Source organism: Micromonospora sp. NPDC050686 (genome assembly GCF_040654475.1).
Classification (GTDB): domain Bacteria; phylum Actinomycetota; class Actinomycetes; order Mycobacteriales; family Micromonosporaceae; genus Micromonospora.
In genome coordinates this window covers 130,787-151,715 of record NZ_JBFAID010000002.1, presented here as the reverse complement: position 1 = coordinate 151,715, position 20,929 = coordinate 130,787, and the positions used below count along the sequence as shown (strand labels likewise).

Here is a 20,929-nt window from a genome sequence, read left to right as displayed (position 1 = left end):
GCTCCTTGGCGGCGTGGTCATGGGCGAACTACCCTTACACCGGTGACACTAGGCCGCCCCTCCGACAGGAGTCAAGGTGCTTTTTGCTCATGACACCGAATGCGGGCTGCTCGCCGCCGCCGCGCTCGTCAACACCGACGGGGAGGAGGGCGAAGGGCTGCCCGACGTGACCGCCCTGGACGCCTTCTTCACCGCGTACGGCTGGAGCGGGCGGCACGAGCGCACCGAGGCGGAGCTGCGCGCGGTACGCGCGCTGCGCCCCCGACTACGCCGGGTCTGGCACGCGGCGGAGGACGAGACCGTCGAGATCATCAACCGGCTGCTGCGCGAGGCCCCCGCACTGCCGCAGCTCATCCGGCACGACGACCATCCCTACCACCTGCACGCGGTGCCCCGGGACGCCCCGCTGGCCACCCGGATGGCGGTGGAGGCCGCGATGGCCCTCGCCGACCTGGTCCGCAACGGCGAGTTGAGCCGGCTGCGGCGCTGCGCGCACCCCGACTGCGACAACGTGCTGGTCGACCTCTCCAAGAACCGCTCGCGGCGGTTCTGCGAGGCGGGCTGCGGCAACCGCGCCGCGGTCAGCGCGTACCGGGCGCGGAAGGCCGCCAGTCGCGCCTGAGCAGCTCGTACTCCACCTCGCCCAGTTCGGTGCCCGGGATCGGGTCGTCGAAGTGGAGGTGGAACGTGCGAACGTGGCGCAGCCCCGCCTTTGCCAGCACCGACCGGGAGCGCGCGTTGACCGCCATGGTCTCGGCCCACACCCGGCCTACGCCCACCGTCTCGAACGCGTGCCGCACCAGCGCCCGCGAGCCCTCGGTGGCCAGGCCCCGCCCCCACGCCGAGCGGCGCAGCCGGTAACCCAGCTCCGGCTCCGCGCCGTCCTCGGACGGGTCGAGCGCGAACCAGCCGAGGAACTCCCCGGTCGCCCGGTCCTCCGCCGCCCACCGGCCCAGACCGGGCCACCGGTCGTACCCGGCCAGAATCCGCGGCAGCTGCTCGTCGCGGACCCGCTCAAGCGGGGTCGGCACCCCGCCGGTCAGGAACCGCATGACCTCCGGGTCACCGTCCAGCTCCACCAGGCGGTCCACGTCGGCGGCGGTGAACCGGCGCAGCCGCAGCCGCCCGGTCTCCAGCAACACGTCCTCGGCCATGCGGCGATCATGCCGGCCCGGTGCCCGCCGGGCGACCGGTTATCCGCGGCCCGGCGTCAGGGATGGGTCATCCGCAGCAGGTCCAGAGCCTCGTCGAGCTGGGTCTCGGTCAGCTTGCCCGAGTCCACGTGCCCGCGGGCGATCACCACCTCGCGGATCGAGACCTGCTTGGCCAGCGCCTCCTTCGCGATCGACGCGGCCTCGTCGTACCCGAGGTGGCGGTTCAGCGGGGTGACGATCGACGGCGAGCCCTCCGCGTACGCCAGGCAGACCTCGGCGTCCGCGACCAGGCCGGCCACCAGGCGGTCGGCGAACAGCCGGCTCGACGCGGCCAGCAGTTTGATCGACTCCAGCAGGTTGCGGCCCATCACCGGGAGCATCACGTTCAACTCGAAGTCCCCCTGCGAGCCGGCGAAGGCGACCGCGGCGTCGTTGCCGATCACCTGAGCGCACACCTGGCGCACCGCCTCCGCCACCACCGGGTTCACCTTGCCGGGCATGATCGACGAGCCGGGCTGGAGGTCGGGGATGCGCAGCTCGCGCAGGCCGGCCCGGGGGCCGGAACCCATCCAACGGATGTCGTTGGCCATCTTGTACAGCCCGACCGCGATGGTGCGCAGCTGGCCGGAGGTCTCCACCAGCGCGTCCCGGGCGCCCTGGGCCTCGAAGTGGTTGCGCGCCTCGGTCAACGGCAGGCCGGTGGAGTCGCGCAGCTTCTCGATCACCTTCGCCGCGAACCCCAGCGGGGTGTTGATGCCGGTGCCCACCGCGGTGCCACCGAGTGGCAGCTCGGCCAGCCGGGGCAGCGCGGACTCCAGCCGTTCCACCCCGTACCGGACCTGCGCGGCGTAGCCGCCGAACTCCTGCCCGAGGGTGACCGGGGTGGCGTCCATCAGGTGGGTACGCCCGGCCTTGACCACCGTCTCGAACTCGGCCGCCTTCTCCTCCAGCGCGCCGGCCAGGTGCTTCAGCGAGGGGATCAGGTCCTCCGCCACGAACTGGGTGGCGGCCAGGTGGATCGAGGACGGGAAGACGTCGTTGCTGGACTGCGAGGCGTTCACGTCGTCGTTCGGGTGCACGTCCCGACCCAGCTCCCGGCCGGCCAGGGTGGCGATCACCTCGTTGGTGTTCATGTTGGACGAGGTGCCCGAGCCGGTCTGGAACACGTCGATCGGGAACTGGTCGTCGTACCCGCCGTCGGCCACGTGCGCGGCGGCGGCGGCGATCGCGGCGGCCACCTCCGCGTCGATCACCCCCAGCTCGCCGTTGACCTGCGCCGCCGCCCCCTTGATCTGGGCCAGCGCCTTGATCTGGGCCGGTTCGATCCCCCGGCCGGAGATCGGGAAGTTCTGCACCGCGCGCTGGGTCTGTGCCCGCCACAGCGCCTCGGCGGGCACCTCCACCTCGCCCATCGAGTCGCGTTCGATCCGGTAGCCGGTCGCCTCTGGAGTCGTCACGCGTACCATCCTGCCCCGCCGTCCGCCGGCGCGCAGATGATCGCTCAGCCCAGCTCGGCCAGCAGCCGGGCCACCTCCCGCTGGTCCGGCGACTCGATCTGGCGCAGCAGGGCCAGCGCCCGGGTCCAGTGTGCGCGGGCGGCGACCGGGTCGGCGTCGCGCAGGCAGCGGGCGATCCCGTCCAGCGCCCGGGCCTGCTCGTAGCGCACGCCCAGCCGGGTGGCGTCGGCGAGCACCCGGCGGTGCAGGTCGAGCGCCGACGGGACGTCACCGCCCTCGGCGAGCGCGCGGGCCAGCAGGTTCCGCGCCGCGTACTGGCCGGAACGGTCGCCCGCCACGATCATCGCCGCCAGCGCCTCCCGGTGCAGCAGGGCGGCCCGCTCCGGGCGGCCCGCCGCCCGCTCCATCGCGCCCAGCTCGTTGAGCACCTCGCCCTCGCCGAACCGGTTCCCGGTCTGCCGCTTGAGCCGCAGCGCCGCCCGCAGCAGCCGCCGGGCCGGAGCGAGGTCGCCCATCCGGTGCCGGATCATCCCGAGGTGCCCGATCGCGTTCGCCAACTGGTAGCGGTTGCCGATCTGCCGGACCAGCGCCAGGTGCCGCCGGGCCACCCGCAGCGCCTCGTCGTACCGGCCCAACGCGAGCAGCCCCAGCGAGAGGTTGTTCAGCAGGCCGCCGAGCTGCTTCAGCTCCGGCGCCCGCCGGACGATCAGGCCGGAGGCGTCGTAGTACTCCATGCCCCGGCGGTAGTCGCCGTGGGCCATGTGGGCGGCGCCCAGATTGCCGAGGATGTTCTGCAGATCGGCCCGCCGATCCAGGCGGCGGTGGATCGCCAGCGACCGCTCCATCAGCCGGATCGCCTCGGCGAAGTGGGCCAGCCGGAAGTGGGCCGAGGCGAGGTAGTTCATCGTCATCGCCACCGCCTCGTCGTCGCCGGACCCCTCGGCGGCGCGCAGCGCGACCAGGTGCGTCTCGATCAGCTCGTCGAGGTGCCCGCCGTCGAAGTGGGACTTCCAGCAGGCCCGGGCCAGCTGCCAGCAGAGCCGGGGAAAGCCCTCGTCGTCGGCCAGCCGCACCAGCGCGGTCAGCGCCGCCCGGTTCTCGTCGAACCAGGCCCGCCCCTGGTCGACCGTGGCGGCCACCAGGTCGGGACGGGACGGCACCGGCACCTGGAGCAGGTCGCGGCTGCCGGTCAGCTCCAGGGTCCGGGCGATCGCGGCGGCCACCTGGAGGTGGTGGTCGATCAGCCGGTGCACGGCCGCCCGCCGCTCGCCGGCCCGGTCCGGCTCCGCGACGAGGTACGGGCGTACTCGCGGATCAGGTCGTGCAGCCGGTACCGGCCGGGCGTCACCTCCTCCGCCAGGTGGGCGTCGACCAGCTCCTCCAGCACATCCTGCGCCTCGGGCAGGGACAACTCGGCCAGGGCGGCGGCCACCCGGTTGTCGAACCGTACGCCCGGGTGCAGGCCGAGCAGCCGGAACGCCCGCTGGGCGGCGGGCGACACCTGGGCGTACGAGAGGGCGAACGCGCGGCCGACGGAGCGCTCGCCCACCGCGAACTCGGCCAGCGGGTCCCGCCCGGAGGCCAGCCGCTCGGCCAGGTCGGCGATCCGCCAGTGGGGCCGGTGGGCCAGCCGCGCGCCGGCCAGCCGGATGGCCAGCGGCAGGTGCCCGCAGCGGCGCACCACCTCGGCCGCGGCGGCCGGCTCGGCGGCCACCCGCTCGGCGCCGGCCGCCCGGCCGAGCAGCTCGACCGCCTCGTCGGCGTCGAGCACCGGCAGCGAGGACGGCCGGCCACCGTCCAGCCCGACCAGCCGGCGACGGCTGGTGATCAGGACCAGATTGTCCGCCCCGTTCGGCAGCAGCGGCGCCACCTGGCCGGTGCTGGCCGCGTTGTCCAACACCACCAGCGCCCGCCGCCCGGCCAGCTCGGTGCGCCACAGCGCCAGCCGGTCGTCCAGGTCCAGCGGCACCCGCTCCGCCGGCACGCCGAGCTGGCGCAGCAGGGTGGCCACCGCGGCGGCCGGGGTCAGCGGGGTGCGTTCGCTGTGCCCGTGCAGGTCGACGAAGAGGTGGGCGTCGGGATAGCGGTCGGCCAGGGCGTTGGCCACGTGCACCGCCAGGGTGGTCTTGCCGCTGCCGGCCATCCCGTCGACCAGATGGACCCGTACGTTGTCCTTCTCGATCTCCGCGACCAGCCGGGACAGCGTCTCCTGCCGGCCGGTGAAGTCGCTGATCGCCCGGGGCAGGGCCCGGATCCGGACGGCCGGCCGGTGGTCGACGGCCGCCGTGGCCAGCTCCCCGGCGAGCAACCGCTGGTGCAGCTCCTGGAGCGCGGCCCCGGGCTCGATGCCCAGCTCCTCGGCGTAGATCCGCCGGCCCTCCCGGTAGACGGCCAGCGCGTCGGCCTGCCGGCCGCCGGCCGCCAGGGCGACCATCAGCTGCCCGCGCAGCCGCTCGCGCAGCGGGTTGCGTTCGACGCACTCGGTCAGCTCGTCGATCAGGTCGGGTGCCCGCCCCAGCCGCAGCTCGACGTCGACGCACTCCTCCAGCGCGGTGAGCCGCTGCTCGTCGAGCGTCTGACCCCGCCGCCGTACGCTCCGGCTGGTGATGCCGCTGAACGCCCGCCCCCGCCACAGCCCCAGGGCGGCCCGGTAGTGCCGGCGGGCCTCCTCGGCGCGCCCGGCGGCCACCGCGGCCCGGGCGGCCTCGACCCCCCGGTCGAAGACCTCGGCGTCCAGGTCGGACGGATCGATCCGTACGCGGTAGCCGACCGGGTCGGTGACGATGGTGTCGGCGGGCAGGCCGAGCCCGGTGATCCGTTGTCGTAAACGCGACACGCAACTCTGCAGCTGCGCCCGCGCGGTCGCCGGGGGACGCTCCTCCCAGACCGCGTCGATCAACTCCTCGACGGGCACCAACCGGCCCGCCCGGGACAACAGCATGGCGAGAACGACCCGGTCCCGACCTGCGGTGACGGTGGCATCGCCGCCACCGATCCGCAACGGCCCAAGGATCCCGAACCGCATCTTCCCCCCGTCTGCCCGAAGTGCGTTCTACAGCAGGGTAATCCGGCCGCCACCGGTCGGCCGGACGAGGCGATAGCGATCCGATAGCGGAACGGGGGCACGGCGTCGCACACTCGTCCCGGTTGTCGGTGACGGCATCCGACGGGGGCGGTGCGCCCGACCGGAGGCAACCCGGGCGGGCGCACCGATGTCGAGTCAGGCGCTCTCGCTGCTCAGCGGCGGCCGACGGTGAGCACCGGCTTGGTGACCTCGGCGAAGAAGTCGTTGCCCTTGTCGTCGACCACGATGAAGGCGGGGAAGTCCGCCACCTCGATCTTCCAGACCGCCTCCATGCCCAGCTCCGGGTATTCGAGCACCTCGACGTGCTTGATGCAGTCCTGGGCGAGCCGGGCGGCCGGGCCGCCGATCGAGCCGAGATAGAAGCCACCGTGCTGGTGGCAGGAGCGGGTCACCTGGCCGGAGCGGTTCCCCTTGGCCAGCATCACCATCGAGCCGCCAGCCGCCTGGAACTTCTCCACGTACGCGTCCATCCGGCCGGCGGTGGTCGGGCCGAACGAGCCGGAGGCGTACCCCTCGGGGGTCTTGGCCGGGCCGGCGTAGTAGACGGCGTGGTCGCGCAGGTACTGCGGCATCGGCTCGCCCGCGTCGAGCCGCTCGGCGATCTTCGCGTGGGCGATGTCCCGGGCCACGACCAGCGGGCCGGTCAGCGACAGCCGGGTCTTCACCGGGTACTTCGACAGCTCGGCCCGGATCTCGTCCATCGGCCGGTTGAGGTCGACCCGGACGACCTCCTCCGTCTCCAGCGTCTCGTCGGTGACGTCGGGCAGGAAGCGGGCGGGGTCGTTCTCCAGCCGCTCCAGCCACACCCCCGACGGGGTGATCTTGGCGACGGCCTGCCGGTCGGCGGAGCACGACACGGCGATCGCCACCGGGCAGGAGGCGCCGTGCCGCGGCAGCCGGACCACCCGTACGTCGTGGCAGAAGTACCGGCCGCCGAACTGCGCGCCGATGCCGAAGTTGCGGGTCAGCTCCAGCACCTCGGCCTCCAGCTCCAGATCCCGGAAGCCGTGCGCGGTCATCGAGCCCTGCGTCGGCAGCGCGTCCAGGTACTTCGCCGAGGCGTACTTGGCGGTCTTCAAGGCGTACTCGGCGGAGGTGCCGCCGATGACGATGGCCAGGTGGTACGGCGGGCAGGCCGCGGTGCCGATCAGCCGCAGCTTCTCCTCCAGGAACTGCATCATCCGCGTCGGGTTCAGCAGCGCCTTGGTCTCCTGGTAGAGGTACGACTTGTTCGCCGAGCCGCCGCCCTTGGCCATGAAGAGGAACTTGTACGCGTCCGGGTGCCCGTCCGGGTCCTCGGCGTAGAGCTCCACCTGCGCCGGCAGGTTGCTGCCGGTGTTCCGCTCCTCCCACATGGTCAGCGGGGCGAGCTGCGAATAACGCAGGTTCAGCCGGGTGTACGCCTGGAAGACACCGAGCGAGATCGCCTCCGCGTCCGAGCCGTCGGTGAGCACGTGCCGGCCGCGCTTGCCCATCACGATCGCGGTGCCGGTGTCCTGGCACATCGGCAGCACCCCGCCGGCCGCGATGTTCGCGTTGCGCAGCAGGTCGAGCGCGACGAACCGGTCGTTCGGCGAGGCCGCCGGGTCGTCGATGATCGAGCGAAGCTGGGCCAGGTGCGCGGGACGCAGGAAGTGCGCGATGTCGTGCATCGCCTCGGCGGTCAGCGCGGTCAGCGCGGCCGGCTCGACGGTGAGGAACCGGCGGCCCCCGGGGCCGTTGACGACATCCACGCCCTCGTCCGTGACCAGGCGGTATTCGGTCTGGTCGGCTCCGGTCGGCAGCAAGGGGGCGTACGAGAACGCGGCGGCACTGCTCATGAACGGAAAGCCTAGGGCAGACCGGTCGATCGCCGGCACCCGCCGGGTGGGTCGTGGGACGGTGCTCTCATCCGTCCTTGTCGTCCCGCTGGCAGAGCTCCCGCTTCGGACCGCAGCTGTCCTCCGGATCGCCGGGCACCCCGCCGGGATCGCCCGGGCCGGGGCCGCCGTCGGTGCCGCCGCGCGTGCCGGCGGAGTCGTCGCCCGGGAGCGGGCCGGGCGCGCCCGCGCCGAAACGGACGTACCCGATCTCCCGCCCCTCCCCGATGATCATGCCGGTGGGCCCGACCGCCAGGACGTTCGCCGAGGTACGCAGCTCGGCCAACTCCCGTCCGGTGCGCGGGTTCACCGCCACCAGCCGGGACGGCTTCTCCGTCACGACCAGCGCCGCGTACGGGGTGAGGGCCGCACCGGCCCGGCCGTCCACGGCCCGGGTCCACAAACCGCGCTGGGTGGCCAGCTCCCGGCTCACGATCGCGCCCTCGTCGGCGGTCCGCACCAACGCGTACCGGTCGTCGACGGCGAGCAGCCGTTCCCCCTCGGCGTCGACCAGCAGCAGCCGCCCGTCGTACCCGTCGAGGACCGCCTCCCGGCCGTCCGGGCCGACGCCGATCAGCACGTTGCGGGCGCCCTGCGGGTCATTGCGCTGCGCGCAGCCACCGTCGTCGGAGGTCCGCAGGTTGATCCCGGTGCGCCGCCACACCTCCTGGCCGGTGGCCGGGTCCCGCGCGGAGATGACGAAGTAGCAGGCGCCGTCGCGGGAGGTGGCGGTGATCCGCAGCAGCCGACCGCCGATCACCGCGAGCCGCTCGTCCCGGCCCGGCTGGACGTCCTGCACCACCCGGCCGGTGGCGGTGTCCACCACGTGCACCCGCCCGTCCACCGGGAACCCGAGCAGCGGCGGGACCGGTTCGGGCCCGGCCACCCCCTCGTCCACCCGGTTGGCGGTGAGCCGGCGGGTGTCGAGCAGGTTCGGGTTGTCGCCGAGCAGCCCGGTACGCACGCCGGGCAGGAACGCCGTCCACAGCGGCCGGGTGCCGCGCGGGTCCCAGGCGCTGAGCGTGCAGTCGGTGGCCTCGACGCACCTGGCGTCCAGCAGCAGGTTCCGGTACGTCCAGACGGCCACCGCCTCGTCGTCGCGCCGGCGCACCACCCCGGTCGTCGGGTCGATCAGCTCGTACCCCTTGACCAGGAGCTTGCCCACCGCGACGACCGCGTCCCGGCCGCCACCGGTGACCGCCGCCCAGTCGGCCTTGCGCTCCCACAGCTGGCTGCCGGTGGCCAGGCTGCGCGCCTCGACCCGGGTCCGCTGCTCGACGATCACGGTGTCACCGGCGAAGGTGACGCTGCGCGGGGTGCCGCCGACCCGCTGCTGCCAGACCACGTCCGGCGCGGAGATCGGCTCGCTGCGGTCCAGCCAGGTCCAGAGGCCGGGGAAGGGGTTCCACACCCCGGTGGCGGCGAGGATGACCACGGTGACGAGCCCGAGCAGCAACCAGCCGCGTACGCCTAGGCCCTTCACACCGCACACGGTAGCGACGATCACCGCTGCGCCGAGCCCTCAGCCCTCCGTGTCGCGCCGCTTTCTCCGCCGGTTGGCGTGTTAATAGGGGGCCCCTGCTCTACCAGATGCGTTGAGCGGGGGCCCCGCCTTACCCCCGCGCCGCGGAGCGCACCAGCGGCAGCACCCGGTACGGGATCTGCTCCGCCAGCGCGATGATCGTCGAGGCCCGCCGGATCCCCTCCGAGGCGACGATCTGGTCGATCACCCGTTGCAGGTCGGTGTTGGACCGGGCCACGATCCGGCAGAGCAGGTCGCTGGAGCCGGTGATGGTGTGCGCCTCCAGCACCTCGGGGATGGCGGCCAGGTGCGCGGTGACCGGGTCGTGGCCGTGCCGCTGGCTGATCTCCAGCGTGACGAAGCTGGTCACCCCGAACCCGATCGCGGCCGGGGTGATGTCCGGACCGAACCCGGTGATCACCCCCCGGCCGACCAGCTTGTCCAGTCGGGCCTGCACGGTGCCCCGGGCCACGCCGAGCTGGCGGGAGCACTCCAGCACCCCGATCCGGGGCTCCTCGGCGAGTAGTTCGATCAAGCGAGCGTCCAGCTCGTCGAGGTGTGCATCCTGACCAGCGTTCATGAGGCTTCACCTTACCGAATGCACAACCTGACCACAGTTTTTGCCAACTCTTGCCCAACCGGGGCCGGCCCGGCGATCCTCGCCGGAACAGCAGTCCGACGGCGGCCCACGAGGCCGGCCGGTACGCGAGGGAGGCCACCATGACCCAGGCGATCGACCGACCCCAGTCGACCGAGGAGGTCGACGCCGACGTTCTCATCGGCGCCGTCGACCACGACATCACCCGCGACCCGTTCCCGGTCAAGGGCCTCGACCACCTGCACTTCCTGGTCGGCAACGCGAAGCAGGCGGCGCACTACTACTCCACCGCGTACGGCATGACCTGCGTGGCGTACCGGGGCCCCGAGCAGGGCTACCGGGACCACGCCCAGTACGTGCTGACCAGCGGCGGGGCCCGGTTCGTGCTGACCGGCGTGGTCCGCCCGGACGCCGAGGGCGCGGAGCACGTGGCCAAGCACAGCGACGGGATCTCCGACATCGCGTTGGAGGTGCCGGACGTGGACGCCGCGTATGCGCACGCCACCGCGCAGGGCGCGACCGGGCTGGTCGAGCCGCACGACGTCAGCGACGAGCACGGCACCGTCCGGATGGCGTCCATCGCCGCGTACGGCGACACCCGGCACACCCTGGTCGACCGGTCCCGCTACACCGGCCCGTTCCTGCCCGGCTTCGTGGCCCGTGGGCCGATCGTGGACCGGCAGCCGATGATCGACGCCGGCCTCCAGCCGAAGCGCTTCTTCCAGGCCGTCGACCACGTGGTCGGCAACGTGGAGCTGGGCCGGATGGACGAGTGGGTCGAGTTCTACAAGCGGGTCATGGGCTTCAGCAACATGGCCGAGTTCGTCGGCGACGACATCGCCACCGACTACTCCGCGCTGATGAGCAAGGTCGTCGCGAGCGGCACCCGCAAGGTGAAGTTCCCGCTCAACGAGCCGGCCGTCGCCCGCAAGAAGTCGCAGATCGACGAGTACCTGGAGTTCTACCAGGGCCCCGGCGCGCAGCACGTCGCCGTCGCCACCAACGACATCCTGGCCAGCGTCGACGCCATGCGCGCGGCCGGCGTCGAGTTCCTCGACACCCCGGACTCCTACTACGAGGACCCGGAGCTGCGCGCCCGCATCGGCAACGTCCGGGTGCCGATCGAGGAGCTGCAGTCCCGCAAGATCCTGGTCGACCGGGACGAGGACGGCTACCTGCTGCAGATCTTCACCAAGCCGGTGCAGGACCGCCCGACGGTCTTCTTCGAGCTGATCGAGCGGCACGGCTCGCTCGGCTTCGGCAAGGGCAACTTCAAGGCGCTCTTCGAGGCCATCGAGCGGGAGCAGGAGAAGCGCGGCAACCTCTGATCCCGGTGCCGCCACCCCCGACGGGTCCGACGCCGCCGGTGGCCGGGTCCTGCCCGGCCGCCGGCGGCCTCGCGCCGTCGCCCGCCCGACCGGTGCCGCCGTACCGCCGGCCCGGGTTCCCGTACGACGTCGTCGCTAAGGTGTCCAGGTGAGCGAGCGACACAGCAGGTGCGACGAGGTGGCGCCGTGAGCGTGGCCCCCGGTTGGTACATCGACCCCGCCGAGCCCGAGACCCGGCGCTACTGGGACGGGGAGGGCTGGCTCGGGGCACCGATCCCGGCCGATGCCACGCCGCCCGAGGGGCCCCCGCCGCCCGAGCCGGTGGAACCGCCGAGCGCGCCACCGGCGGCACCCGCGCCGCTCCCGCCGGCCGGCGCCGGGCGGCCGCAACCGCCGGCCCACCCCCCGGCGTACGGCTCACCGGCCGGCCCCGGCCAACCCGGCCCTGGCCAGTACGGCCCTGGCCAGTACGGCCCTGGTCCGACCGGGTTCGGTCCGCACGGTCCGCAGGGCCCCGGTCCGCAGGCGTTCGGCGCACCCCATCCGGGCTGGGCCGGACCACCGACCGATCCCCGCCCGCACGGCCTCCCGCTCGCCTCGTTCGGGTCCCGGCTCGGCGCCCGGCTGATCGACTTCGGCATCGTGTTCCTGCTCAACGCGCTGGTCAACGGCTGGTTCGTCTGGCGGTACCTGGAGGAGCTCTCGCCGCTGCTGCGCGAGGCGCAGCGCCGGGTGCAGTCCCAGGAGCGGTCCACCGAGCCGCTGCCCCCGCCCGGCGAGCAGTCCGGAATGCTGCTGGTGGTCATCCTGCTCATCGCGGCGGCGCTCTGGCTGGCCTACGAGGTGCCGTCGATGGCGGCCACCGGGCAGACCTTCGGCAAGCGGCTGACCGGCGTCCGGGCGGTGCCGATCGAGGCGGACCAGCCGCTCGGCTTCGGCCGGGCGCTGCGCCGGTGGAGCACCCTCGGCCTGCCGACGCTGCTCTGGTACTGCTGCGGCCTCGGGCTGGTGCTCCAGTTCGTCGACGCGGTCTCCCCGCTCTTCGACCACCCGCTGCGGCAGGCCCTGCACGACAAGCGGGCCCTGACCGTGGTGGTGCAGGTCCCGCGCAACGCCCCCCGTCCCACCCCGCACGACCGTGCCGACTCCCCGGGAGACACCCCATGACCAACACCGGACCCGATCGGCCGGCGCTCCGGCTGACCCGCGCCGACCTGGACGCGCTGCCCAACTACGTGCCCGGGCGCAGCCCGGCGGACCTGGCCCGCGAGCTGGGCCTGCCCGAGGCGATCAAGCTGGCCAGCAACGAGGTGCCGTACGGCCCGCTGCCCGGCGTGGTGGAGGCCGTCGCCGAGGCGGTGGCCGGCACCCACCGCTACCCGGACATGGGCGTGGTGGCCCTGCGCCAGGCCCTCGCCGAGCGGTACGGCGTGGCCGCCGACCGGATCGCCACCGGCTGCGGGTCGGTGGCGCTGGCCGAGCACCTGGTCCGGGCCACCTGCCTGCCCGGCGACGAGCTGATCTACCCGTGGCGCTCGTTCGAGGCGTACCCGATCATCGCGGCGACCAGCGGCGCGACCAGCGTGCGGGTGCCCAACGACGCCGGGCACGGGCACGACCTGGCCGCGATGGCCGCGGCGGTGACCGACCGGACCCGGATGGTGCTGGTCTGCAACCCGAACAACCCGACCGGCACCGCGGTCCGCGGGGCCGAACTGGACCGCTTCCTCGACGCGGTGCCGGACGACGTGCTGGTGGTCATCGACGAGGCGTACCGCGAGTTCGTCACCGACCCGGAGGTGCCGGACGGCCTGACCTACGCCGACCGGCCGAACGTGGCCGTGCTGCGCACCCTGTCCAAGGCGTGGGGTCTGGCCGGCCTGCGGATCGGCTGGCTGGTCGCCGCCCCCGAGGTGGCCGCGGCCGTCCGCAAGGTGGTCACCCCGTTCTCCACCAGCACGGCGGCCCAGGCCGGCGCGCTGGCCGCGCTGGCGCAGGCCGACGAGGTGGAGCGCCGGTGCGCGTTGGTCGTGGCCGAGCGGGAGCGGGTCACCGAGGCACTGCGCAAGCTGGTGCCGGACGTTCCGGACAGCCAGGCCAACTTCGTCTGGCTGCCGCTGGGCGACCGGGCGGTGGACTTCGGCAAGGCGTGCGAGGCGCGCGGCGTGATCGTGCGGCCGTTCCCGGGCGACGGGGTACGGGTCACCATCGGCACCCCGGCCGAGAACGACGCCTTCCTGGCCGCGGCGGAGTCCGCGCTGGCCTGACCGGCCGGCGGGTCGGGTCCGGGCGCCGGGCCCGGCCCCGACCCGGTGCCCACCCGCGGCGGCGGACGTCCCGGCCGGCCCTCAACGGCGCTGCCGGGACAGGGTGTACTCCGGCGCGGCGTAGTCGCCGCCCTGGGGGCCCCGCATCGTCCGCGCGGCGTCCGGGACGGTCGCCGCGAACTCCTCCGCGTCGTCCTGCGGCAGGAACCCCAGCGCCGCCCCCGGTTCCAGGGACCACCATCCCCGGGTGTTGGCGGAGACCGCATAGAAGCACGCGTATCCGACGTCAGTGGCCGACATGGCGGCGCGAAAGGCCCGGGAGCAGTCCGCGGGGCTCAGCCAGGTGCTGAGCTGGCGAAGGTCCAACGGGCGCTCCTCGTAACTGCCGATCCGCACCGCCACCGTCGCCAGGCCGAACTTGTCGGCGTACAGCTGGCACAGTCCCTCGGCGGCCACCTTCACCGCGCCGTACAAGCCGTCGGGGCGGGGCGGCATCGACGGGTGCACGGTCACGTCGCATGGATAGCACCCGGTCACCCGGTTGCTGCTGGCGTACACGACGCGGCGGGCGCCCGCCCTGCGTGCCTCCTCCAGCACGTGGTAGGTGCCGACCAGGTTGACCTCGGCAAGGTCGTGCAGGTCGGCCTCGTCGGCGATGCCACCGAGGTGCACGACACCGTGCGCCCCCGCCAGCACCGCCGCCACCGCGTCCTGGTCACGCAGGTCCGCGGCCACCGACTCGACCCCGTACGGCGCGTCAGGCGCGGCGAGGTCGGTGGCAACGAGCCGGTTGACCCGCCCGGCCAGGTCCGCGACCAGCCTCGTGCCGATGGTGCCGGCCGCGCCCGTCACCACCCAGGTCTGGTCGCGCAGGTTCGCGGAATCCACCCCGCTCTGGTCGTTCAAGAGGTCCTCCCCGTCCGGCCGTGGGCCGCGATGCTCGTGCGGCGCGCCGGGGCCGCCATCGACATTCTCGTACAGCGGGGGCCGCCGACGGGTCCCTGTGGCCCGCCGGCCCGGCGCGCTCAGGTGGCGGCGAGCAGCACCGGCTCGGGGGTGAGGAACCAGCCCTGGTCGTCGTCGTCCGGGGTGGCGTCCTCGCGGAGCCGTTCCACGGCCAGGTAGCCGTCCGCCGCGTACGCCATCCCGGGCCGGTAGGCGAATCCCTCGTCGGACCAGGTGAACGGGAAGCGGGAGCGCTGTGCCCCGGTGACCGGGTCGAGGGTGACCAAATCCCGGCCCTCGGTCAGCACGTGCAGCCGGCCCGGCTGGGCGGCGAGGATCCGCACCCGGCCCAGGTCGCCCCGGCGCCAGCGCTCCTTGCCGGTACGCGCCCCCCAGCCGGTCAGCACCGGCCCGTTCATGCCGACCGCCAGCTCACCGGCGAGCACGGTGCCCTCGGCGTCCAGTGCCGGCGCGGCGACCGGGGCCCCGCCGCCCACCAGCCAGCCCCGGCCGGCCGCGGCACCCGGCCCGGCGGTGCGCAGGGCCCGGCACCGGGACCGGGGGGTCAGGCAGCCGACCGGGGTGACGGTCGTCCCGGCCGAGGCCGCCGGGGGCCGCCAGCGCAGCCCCACCGTCCCGGTCGTCACGTCCCGGAACTCCACCACCGGTGTCCCCGCGCAGGCGTCCACCGACACCGCCTGGCCGGCCGCTGTGGTGCCGAGGTCGGTACGGCAGCTCCGGTCGCCCTCGGCGTGCCACCGCTCGCGCCCGTCGGCCAGCGCGTAGCCGCGCAACCGCCCCCCGCCGGAGACGACCAGCACGGAGCCGCCGTCGGCGCCCCGGCCCACCGCGAGGCCGCCCGGGTCCCACACGGTGGCCGCCCCGGTACGCCGGGCGGGGTGACCGCCGTCCGGCGCCGGACCGTCGGCCCGCCAGGCGACCCGCCCGGTACGCCCGTCCAGTGCCACCAGCGTCCCGTCCGACCAGCGGCTGACCACGGTGGTGCCCTCGGCCAGCACCCCGGCCAGCCGCGCCGGCCAGCGACGGTAGGACCAGAAGGGGGTGACCCGGGCGCGGGCGTCGGCGGGCTGGTCGGCGTAGACCTGGCGGTCGGCCGCGTAGACCCGGAGCCGGCCGTCCACGATCAGCGGGGCGGCGGGCAGCCGGCCGACCACCCCGACCGGGGGCGTGCCGGGCGCCGGCCAGCCGACCCGGGCCACGGTGCTGACCTCGGCGGGCGCGAGCACCCGGTGGATCACGACGGCGGAGCCGGCCAGGGCGAGCACCGCCGCGACGGCCACCGCCGCGCGTCGCCGCCTGCCCAACCCCATGCCGCACCTCCGCCCGGCACCCTACCCAGCCGAGCGCCGCCCTTTCCCCACAACCCGCACACCCGCCGGACGGTCAGGCGGCGGCGGAGGTGTCGGTGGGGCGCAGGGCGTGGGCGAGGTCCGCGAGGTCGCGGCGCAGGGCGCTCTCGACCGCGCGGGCGGCGAGGCCGCCGAGGAGGAGGCCGACCAGGCGGCCGTACGCGGCGGTCGGCTCGGCCTTCTGCTCCACCGTCACGGCGGTGCAAGCCCGCCGCCGGCGGCGTACGGTGCGCAGGGTCCAGGTGATCCGGTAGTCGACCCCGATGCCGGCCGAGCTGAGCACCAGCCGGTGCGGCGGGTCGCACGCGGTCACCAGGAACTCCTCGACGAGCAGCTCACCGTCGGGGCGTTCGCGGCACTCCTGCCACCTGGTGCCGGGGCCGAACGGGCCGGTGGTGAGGGTCTGCAGCCGGTCGGCGGTGGAGAGCCAACGGGGCCGGGCGGCCAGGTCGGTCAGGAGTCGCCAGACGTCGCCCGCCGACGCCTCGATGAACTCCGTGACCGCCACCGTCGACATGACACCTCCCGTGTCGTCCACGGTACGGCGGGTGAGGGCGAAATGGGGGGCCCACGGCGGGAATTCCACCGTGGGCCCCCCGGATCACGGGCGGAACTGGGCGCTGCGGATCGCACCGAGGAAGGCCGTCCACCCCGGCGGGCTGACCGCGAGTGTGGGTCCGTCCGGGTCCTTGGAGTCGCGTACCCCGACGACGTCGACGAGGTTGTCCGCCACCTCCACGCAGAGACCCTGATCGTTGGAACGGCTGCTGGTGCGCCACACGGCGCCCACGAGATCTGTCATGCCGGTAACCTCCGGTCGCTGGGATTCCGGACGATCAACGCGGCAACGCGGATCATCGATCGCACATCCCGTGCGACCGGCGACCGTCAGCGAGCGGGGTGGATGGTGCCGGTCACCTCGCCCAGGGCGACGGTGGTGCCGTCCGGCCCGGGCGCGGTGGCCCGGATGGTGACCGTGTCGCCGTCCTCCAGGAAGGTGCGTTCCCCGCCGCCGACCTTGACCGGCTCGGTGCCGCCCCAGGTCAGCTCCAGGAAGGAGCCGACCTGGCCGCGTTCCGGCCCGGAGACGGTGCCCGAGGCGTACAGGTCGCCGGTGCGCAGGGAGGCGCCGTTGACGGTGAGGTGGGCGAGCTGCTGGGCGGGCGTCCAGTACATGCCGGCGAACGGCGGCTCGGCCACCTGCTCGCCGTTCCACTCCACGCTCAGCCGCAGGTCGAGGCCGAGGTGCGGGGTGGCGTGCAGGTACGCCTGCACCGGCGGGTCCTGGTCGGGGGCCGGCACGAACGCGTCGGCCAGGGCGTCCAGCGGGGTGACCCAGGCCGAGATCGAGGTGGCGAAGGATTTGCCCAGGAACGGGCCGAGGGGCTGGTACTCCCAGGCCTGGATGTCGCGGGCGGACCAGTCGTTGACCAGCACCACGCCGAAGACGTGGTCGGTGAAGTCGGCAACGGCCACCCGGTCGCCGAGCGGGCTGGGCACGCCCACCACGAAGCCGACCTCCGCCTCGATGTCGAGGCGTACCGACGGGCCGGTGGTCGGGCCCTGCGGGGTGGCCCGCTGCCCGATGGGGCGGACCACCGGGGTGCCGGTGACCACCACGGTGCCGGCCCGGCCGTGGTAGCCGATCGGCACGTGCCGCCAGTTCGGCAGCAGCGGCGGCTGGCCCGGGCGGAAGATCTGCCCGACGTTCGAGGCGTGCTGCTCCGAGGAGTAGAAGTCGACGTAGTCGGCCACCTCGACGGGGAGCAGCAGCTCCACCTCGGCGAGCGGCACCAGCAGGGGCTCCACCGCCGGCCGGTGCTCCTCCTCGGTGAGCAGCTCGACGATCCGCTGCCGCACCGACGTCCACTGCGGACGGCCGAGCGCCATGAAGTCGTTGAGGGTGGGCCGGCCGAGCGCGCCGCCGGCCAGCACCAGGCCGGCCGCCTCGGCGCCGGCCAGGTCGAGCACGAGGTCGCCGATGCGTACGCCGATGCGCGGCTCGCGGTCACCGTGCTCCGGCGCTCGCCGGAACACCCCGTACGGCAGGTTCCTCACCCCGTACGGCGAGCCGTTCGCACCCGTCACCCAGGTCATACCTCGTACCCCCCGTTCACCAGCCCCAGCCGGATCAGATCGGTCAGTGGTTCGGTCATGCTGCACGAGCCGTACCCGATCCAGAGCGGGCGCTCGTCGTCCCGGTGCGCCCGGGCCGGCTCGACCAGCGGCACCGGGTCGGTCGCCGCGAGCAGGGCGGCGACCTCGGCCACCTCGGCGCCGTCGACGGCGGCCAGCGTGGCGGCCAGCACGTTGCCGAAGCCGTGGTGGGTGAAGCCGGTCTCCGGGTCGAGGTGCCGGATCGCGTGGTGCAGCCCGGCGGTCAGCTTGAACGGCAGCTCCCGGTCCCGGCAGGCGCAGATCACGGCGGCCAGCTCGACCGGGGTCGGGAACAGCTCGGCGGCCAGCCCGCCGGTGCGGAACTTCGCGGCGACCGGCGCCCCGGCGGCCCGCGCCGCGGCCAGCGTGTCCAGCGCGCCGAGCAGGCCGAAGGTCAGCGGGATCTCGGCGTACACCGGGGTGCCGGCGAGCCGCTCGGCGAGCTTCAGCAGGTCGGCGAGGCCGGGCTGCGGATCCTCGCCACGCTTGGCGACGGCCGCCTCCACCTGTCGTACGGCCAGCCGGGGGTCCGCCTCGGCCAGCACGGCGTCGAGCCGGCCGATCGGCACGTCGCCGATCACGCCGACCGCGAGCCGCTCGTCCGGGTCGAGCAGGTCGGGCAGGGCCGGCAGCGCCGAGGCGGGCGCCAGCAGCGGGCCGACCAGGTCGGCGTACCAGGCCGTCCGGTGCGCGCGGTGCGCGGCGACCGCCTCGGCCAGCGGCGCGCTGCCGGGCGGAAAGACGGCGGCGTCGTCGACGAGGCCGGCGAGGAGTCGGGGCACCTGCGTTGACACGGGACAAGAATCTACGGGACGCTACAAGGAACGGACAACAGCGTCCGATTATCGGACGCCATCGGCCGGAGAACGGGACGAAACGGGAGGCGAGCATGCCGTACTACCGCAGCGTCGGCGAGGTGCCCCGCAAGCGGCACACCCAGTTCCGCCAGCCGGACGGCACCCTGTACGCCGAGGAGCTGATGGGCCAGGAGGGCTTCTCCTCGGACTCGTCCCTGCTCTACCACCGGCACGCGCCGACCGCGATCGTGGCCGCCGAGGAGTTCGTGCCGCCGGCGTACGCCCGGGTGCCGAACCTGCCGCTCAAGCCGCGCCACCTGCGCACCCACAAGCTGGACGGCGCCGGGGCCGACCCGGTCCTCGGCCGCCGGTACCTGCTGGCCAACGACGACGTCCGGATCGCGTACGTGCTGGCCGACCGGCCGTCCCCGCTGTACCGCAACGCCACCGGCGACGAGTGCCTCTACGTCGAGGCCGGCGGGCTGCGGGTGGAGTCCACCTTCGGCGTGCTGGAGGCGGTGGCCGGCGACTACGTCATCATCCCCACCTCGACCATCCACCGGCTGGTGCCGACCGGCAAGGAGCCGACCCGGCTGCTCGCCGTCGAGGCCAACGGGCACATCGGCCCGCCCAAGCGCTACCTGTCGGTGCGCGGCCAGTTCCTGGAGCACTCGCCGTACTGCGAGCGCGACGTCCGCGGACCGGACGCGCCGCTGGTGGTCGACGGCGAGGAGGTGGAGGTGCTGGTCCGCCACCGCTCCCGGGCGGCACGCCCGGACGGCAGTGGCACAGCGTGGACACGTCATATTTACGCCAACCACCCGTTCGACGTGGTCGGGTGGGACGGGCACCTGTACCCGTGGGCGTTCTCCATCCACGACTTCGAGCCGATCACCGGCCGGATCCACCAGCCGCCGCCGGTGCACCAGACCTTCCAGGGCCCGAACTTCGTCATCTGCTCGTTCGTGCCGCGCAAGGTGGACTACCACCCGGACGCCATCCCGGTGCCGTACAACCACCACAACGTGGACTCCGACGAAATGCTCTTCTACACCGGGGGCAACTACGAGGCCCGGCGCGGCTCCGGCATCGAGCAGGGCTCCATCTCGCTGCACCCGTCCGGCTTCACCCACGGCCCGCAGCCGGGCGCGGCCGAGCGGTCGATCGGGGTGGACTTCTTCGACGAGTTGGCCGTCATGGTGGACACCTTCCGCCCGCTGGACCTCTGCGACACCGCGACCGAGTGCGAGGACGACGGGTACGCCTGGACCTGGGCGCGCAAGGTCTGACGCGCAGAGGCCGCGTCCCCGGCGGGACGCGGCCTCTGTCGGTGCCGGCTCAGAACGTCGAGGCGTCGATGACGAAGCGGTAGCGCACGTCGGAGGCGAGCACCCGCTCGTACGCCTCGTTGATCTTCTCCGCCGGGACGACCTCGATCTCCGCGCCCAGCCCGTGCTCGGCGCAGAAGTCCAGCATCTCCTGGGTCTCGGCGATGCCGCCGATCATCGAACCGGCGAACGACCGGCGGGCCGGGATCAGCGAGAACGCCTGCACCGACAGCGGGTCCTCCGGCGCGCCCACGTTGACCAGCGTGCCGTCCACGGCCAGCAGCCGCAGGTACGCGTCGAGGTCGATCTTCGCGCTGACCGTGTTCAGGATGAAGTCGAACGAGCCGGCCAGCTTCCGGAACGTCTCCTCGTCCGAGGTGGCGTGGTAGTGGTCGGCGCCGAGCCGCAGCCCGTCCTCCTGCTTCTTCAGCGACTGCGACAGCACGGTGACCTCGGCGCCCATCGCGTGCGCCAGCTTGACCGCCATGTGGCCGAGCCCGCCCATGCCGACGATCGCCACCCGGCTGCCCGGGCCGACCTTCCAGTGCCGCAACGGCGAGTACGTGGTGATGCCGGCGCAGAGCAGCGGCGCGGCGGCGTCCAGCTCGACGCCGTCCGGGATGCGCAGCACGAAGTCCTCGGTGACCACGATGGCCTGCGAGTAGCCGCCCTGGGTGGGCTGCCCGTCCCGGCCCACCGCGCCGTACGTGCCGATGTTGCCCCGGAGGCAGTACTGCTCCAGGCCCTGGCGGCAGTTGTCGCACTCCCGGCAGGAGTCGACCATGCAGCCGACCCCCACCCGGTCGCCGACGGCGAACTTCGTCACCTCGGCGCCGACCTCCCGCACCAGGCCCGCGATCTCGTGGCCGACCACGATCGGGTAGGTGGTCGGGCCCCACTCGCTGCGCGCGGTGTGGATGTCGGAGTGGCAGATGCCGGCGAACCTGATGTCGATGAGCACGTCGTGCGGGCCGATGTCGCGCCGCTCGATGGTGGTCGGGACGAGTGGTTCGGTCGCGGACGGCGCCGCGTAGGCGTTGACGGTGAGCACTTCTTCTCCGC

The 20,929-nt window shown here is 73.8% G+C and carries 17 protein-coding genes and 1 pseudogene; 5 read left to right on the top strand and 13 right to left on the bottom strand.

The annotated features are described in order from the left end of the window. Positions 1 to 76: 76 nt before the first annotated feature. A complete protein-coding gene (locus AB0H57_RS02850; RefSeq protein ID WP_357501982.1) occupies positions 77 to 622 on the top strand; it encodes a CGNR zinc finger domain-containing protein in 546 nt (181 codons plus the stop codon). On the opposite strand, the gene AB0H57_RS02845 is transcribed toward AB0H57_RS02850, so the two are convergent. The 6 genes and pseudogenes from AB0H57_RS02845 to AB0H57_RS02820 form a co-directional block, all read right to left on the bottom strand. Beyond that, complete coding sequence (locus tag AB0H57_RS02845) at positions 582 to 1,154, bottom strand: GNAT family N-acetyltransferase (protein WP_357501980.1); 573 nt, start codon at positions 1,152 to 1,154, stop codon at positions 582 to 584. The two genes, AB0H57_RS02850 and AB0H57_RS02845, sit on opposite strands and share 41 nt — an antisense overlap. Before the next feature lie 56 nt (positions 1,155 to 1,210). Further along, positions 1,211 to 2,620 (bottom strand): class II fumarate hydratase, encoded by a 1,410-nt coding sequence (locus AB0H57_RS02840; protein WP_357501979.1) that lies wholly within the window; start codon positions 2,618 to 2,620, stop codon positions 1,211 to 1,213. A 35-nt stretch (positions 2,621 to 2,655) separates the two neighbouring features. Then, positions 2,656 to 5,636 (bottom strand): annotated as a pseudogene (locus tag AB0H57_RS02835) (BTAD domain-containing putative transcriptional regulator). Positions 5,637 to 5,848: 212 nt separating this feature from the next. Continuing rightward, entirely contained in the window at positions 5,849 to 7,516 is a 1,668-nt protein-coding gene (locus AB0H57_RS02830) for a fumarate hydratase (protein WP_357501977.1), read from the bottom strand. 67 nt (positions 7,517 to 7,583) lie between these two features. Next, positions 7,584 to 9,047: a PQQ-binding-like beta-propeller repeat protein gene (locus tag AB0H57_RS02825; protein WP_357501975.1), complete on the bottom strand. Its 1,464-nt coding sequence runs from the start codon at positions 9,045 to 9,047 to the stop codon at positions 7,584 to 7,586. Between the two features lie 121 nt (positions 9,048 to 9,168). Beyond that, positions 9,169 to 9,657: an Lrp/AsnC family transcriptional regulator gene (locus AB0H57_RS02820; RefSeq protein ID WP_357501973.1), complete on the bottom strand. Its 489-nt coding sequence runs from the start codon at positions 9,655 to 9,657 to the stop codon at positions 9,169 to 9,171. 140 nt (positions 9,658 to 9,797) lie between these two features. Between AB0H57_RS02820 and hppD the strand changes: the two genes are divergently transcribed. From hppD to hisC, 3 genes are all read left to right on the top strand, one after another. After that, a complete protein-coding gene (gene hppD / locus AB0H57_RS02815; protein WP_357501971.1) occupies positions 9,798 to 11,003 on the top strand; it encodes a 4-hydroxyphenylpyruvate dioxygenase in 1,206 nt (401 codons plus the stop codon). A 186-nt stretch (positions 11,004 to 11,189) separates the two neighbouring features. Continuing rightward, complete coding sequence (locus AB0H57_RS02810) at positions 11,190 to 12,170, top strand: RDD family protein (protein ID WP_357501969.1); 981 nt, start codon at positions 11,190 to 11,192, stop codon at positions 12,168 to 12,170. After that, entirely contained in the window at positions 12,167 to 13,270 is a 1,104-nt protein-coding gene (hisC, locus tag AB0H57_RS02805; protein WP_357501967.1) for a histidinol-phosphate transaminase, read from the top strand. The genes AB0H57_RS02810 and hisC overlap by 4 nt, the downstream gene beginning before the upstream one ends. Before the next feature lie 81 nt (positions 13,271 to 13,351). On the opposite strand, the gene AB0H57_RS02800 is transcribed toward hisC, so the two are convergent. From AB0H57_RS02800 to AB0H57_RS02775, 6 genes are all read right to left on the bottom strand, one after another. Then, on the bottom strand, positions 13,352 to 14,176 hold the full coding sequence (locus tag AB0H57_RS02800) for an NAD(P)-dependent oxidoreductase (protein ID WP_357501965.1): 825 nt from the start codon (positions 14,174 to 14,176) through the stop codon (positions 13,352 to 13,354). 119 nt (positions 14,177 to 14,295) lie between these two features. Beyond that, the gene (locus AB0H57_RS02795) at positions 14,296 to 15,546 is read right to left on the bottom strand and encodes a PQQ-binding-like beta-propeller repeat protein (RefSeq protein WP_357501963.1); all 1,251 of its coding nucleotides are present in this window, start codon (positions 15,544 to 15,546) and stop codon (positions 14,296 to 14,298) included. Between the two features lie 73 nt (positions 15,547 to 15,619). Continuing rightward, positions 15,620 to 16,102 carry an SRPBCC family protein gene (locus AB0H57_RS02790; protein WP_357501962.1) on the bottom strand — a complete coding sequence of 161 codons (483 nt, stop codon included), beginning with the start codon at positions 16,100 to 16,102 and terminating at the stop codon, positions 15,620 to 15,622. A gap of 84 nt (positions 16,103 to 16,186) precedes the next feature. After that, positions 16,187 to 16,387 carry a DUF397 domain-containing protein gene (locus tag AB0H57_RS02785; protein WP_357501960.1) on the bottom strand — a complete coding sequence of 67 codons (201 nt, stop codon included), beginning with the start codon at positions 16,385 to 16,387 and terminating at the stop codon, positions 16,187 to 16,189. An 86-nt stretch (positions 16,388 to 16,473) separates the two neighbouring features. Then, a complete protein-coding gene (gene fahA / locus AB0H57_RS02780; RefSeq protein WP_357501958.1) occupies positions 16,474 to 17,682 on the bottom strand; it encodes a fumarylacetoacetase in 1,209 nt (402 codons plus the stop codon). After that, positions 17,679 to 18,536, bottom strand: coding sequence for a hypothetical protein (locus AB0H57_RS02775; RefSeq protein ID WP_357501956.1), 858 nt, complete (start codon positions 18,534 to 18,536; stop codon positions 17,679 to 17,681). The genes fahA and AB0H57_RS02775 overlap by 4 nt, the downstream gene beginning before the upstream one ends. Positions 18,537 to 18,631: 95 nt before the next feature. On the opposite strand from AB0H57_RS02775, the gene AB0H57_RS02770 reads away from it, so the two are divergent. Next, on the top strand, positions 18,632 to 19,828 hold the full coding sequence (locus AB0H57_RS02770; RefSeq protein WP_357501954.1) for a homogentisate 1,2-dioxygenase domain-containing protein: 1,197 nt from the start codon (positions 18,632 to 18,634) through the stop codon (positions 19,826 to 19,828). Positions 19,829 to 19,877: 49 nt separating this feature from the next. Here the strand turns inward: AB0H57_RS02770 and AB0H57_RS02765 are convergent, their stop codons facing one another. Beyond that, a complete protein-coding gene (locus AB0H57_RS02765; RefSeq protein ID WP_357501952.1) occupies positions 19,878 to 20,918 on the bottom strand; it encodes an NAD(P)-dependent alcohol dehydrogenase in 1,041 nt (346 codons plus the stop codon). Positions 20,919 to 20,929 lie beyond the last annotated feature (11 nt).

Bases quoted from the DNA above. Each gene is read 5' to 3' on its own strand.
- AB0H57_RS02845 (WP_357501980.1), bottom strand. From the start codon at position 1,154: ATGGCCGAGGACGTGTTGCTGGAGACCGGGCGGCTGCGGCTGCGCCGG.
- hppD (WP_357501971.1), top strand. From the start codon at position 9,798: ATGACCCAGGCGATCGACCGACCCCAGTCGACCGAGGAGGTCGACGCC.
- AB0H57_RS02840 (WP_357501979.1), bottom strand. From the start codon at position 2,620: ATGGTACGCGTGACGACTCCAGAGGCGACCGGCTACCGGATCGAACGC.
- AB0H57_RS02785 (WP_357501960.1), bottom strand. From the start codon at position 16,387: ATGACAGATCTCGTGGGCGCCGTGTGGCGCACCAGCAGCCGTTCCAAC.
- AB0H57_RS02770 (WP_357501954.1), top strand. From the start codon at position 18,632: ATGCCGTACTACCGCAGCGTCGGCGAGGTGCCCCGCAAGCGGCACACC.
- AB0H57_RS02795 (WP_357501963.1), bottom strand. From the start codon at position 15,546: ATGGGGTTGGGCAGGCGGCGACGCGCGGCGGTGGCCGTCGCGGCGGTG.
- AB0H57_RS02790 (WP_357501962.1), bottom strand. From the start codon at position 16,102: ATGTCGACGGTGGCGGTCACGGAGTTCATCGAGGCGTCGGCGGGCGAC.
- hisC (WP_357501967.1), top strand. From the start codon at position 12,167: ATGACCAACACCGGACCCGATCGGCCGGCGCTCCGGCTGACCCGCGCC.
- AB0H57_RS02820 (WP_357501973.1), bottom strand. From the start codon at position 9,657: ATGAACGCTGGTCAGGATGCACACCTCGACGAGCTGGACGCTCGCTTG.
- AB0H57_RS02830 (WP_357501977.1), bottom strand. From the start codon at position 7,516: ATGAGCAGTGCCGCCGCGTTCTCGTACGCCCCCTTGCTGCCGACCGGA.
- fahA (WP_357501958.1), bottom strand. From the start codon at position 17,682: ATGACCTGGGTGACGGGTGCGAACGGCTCGCCGTACGGGGTGAGGAAC.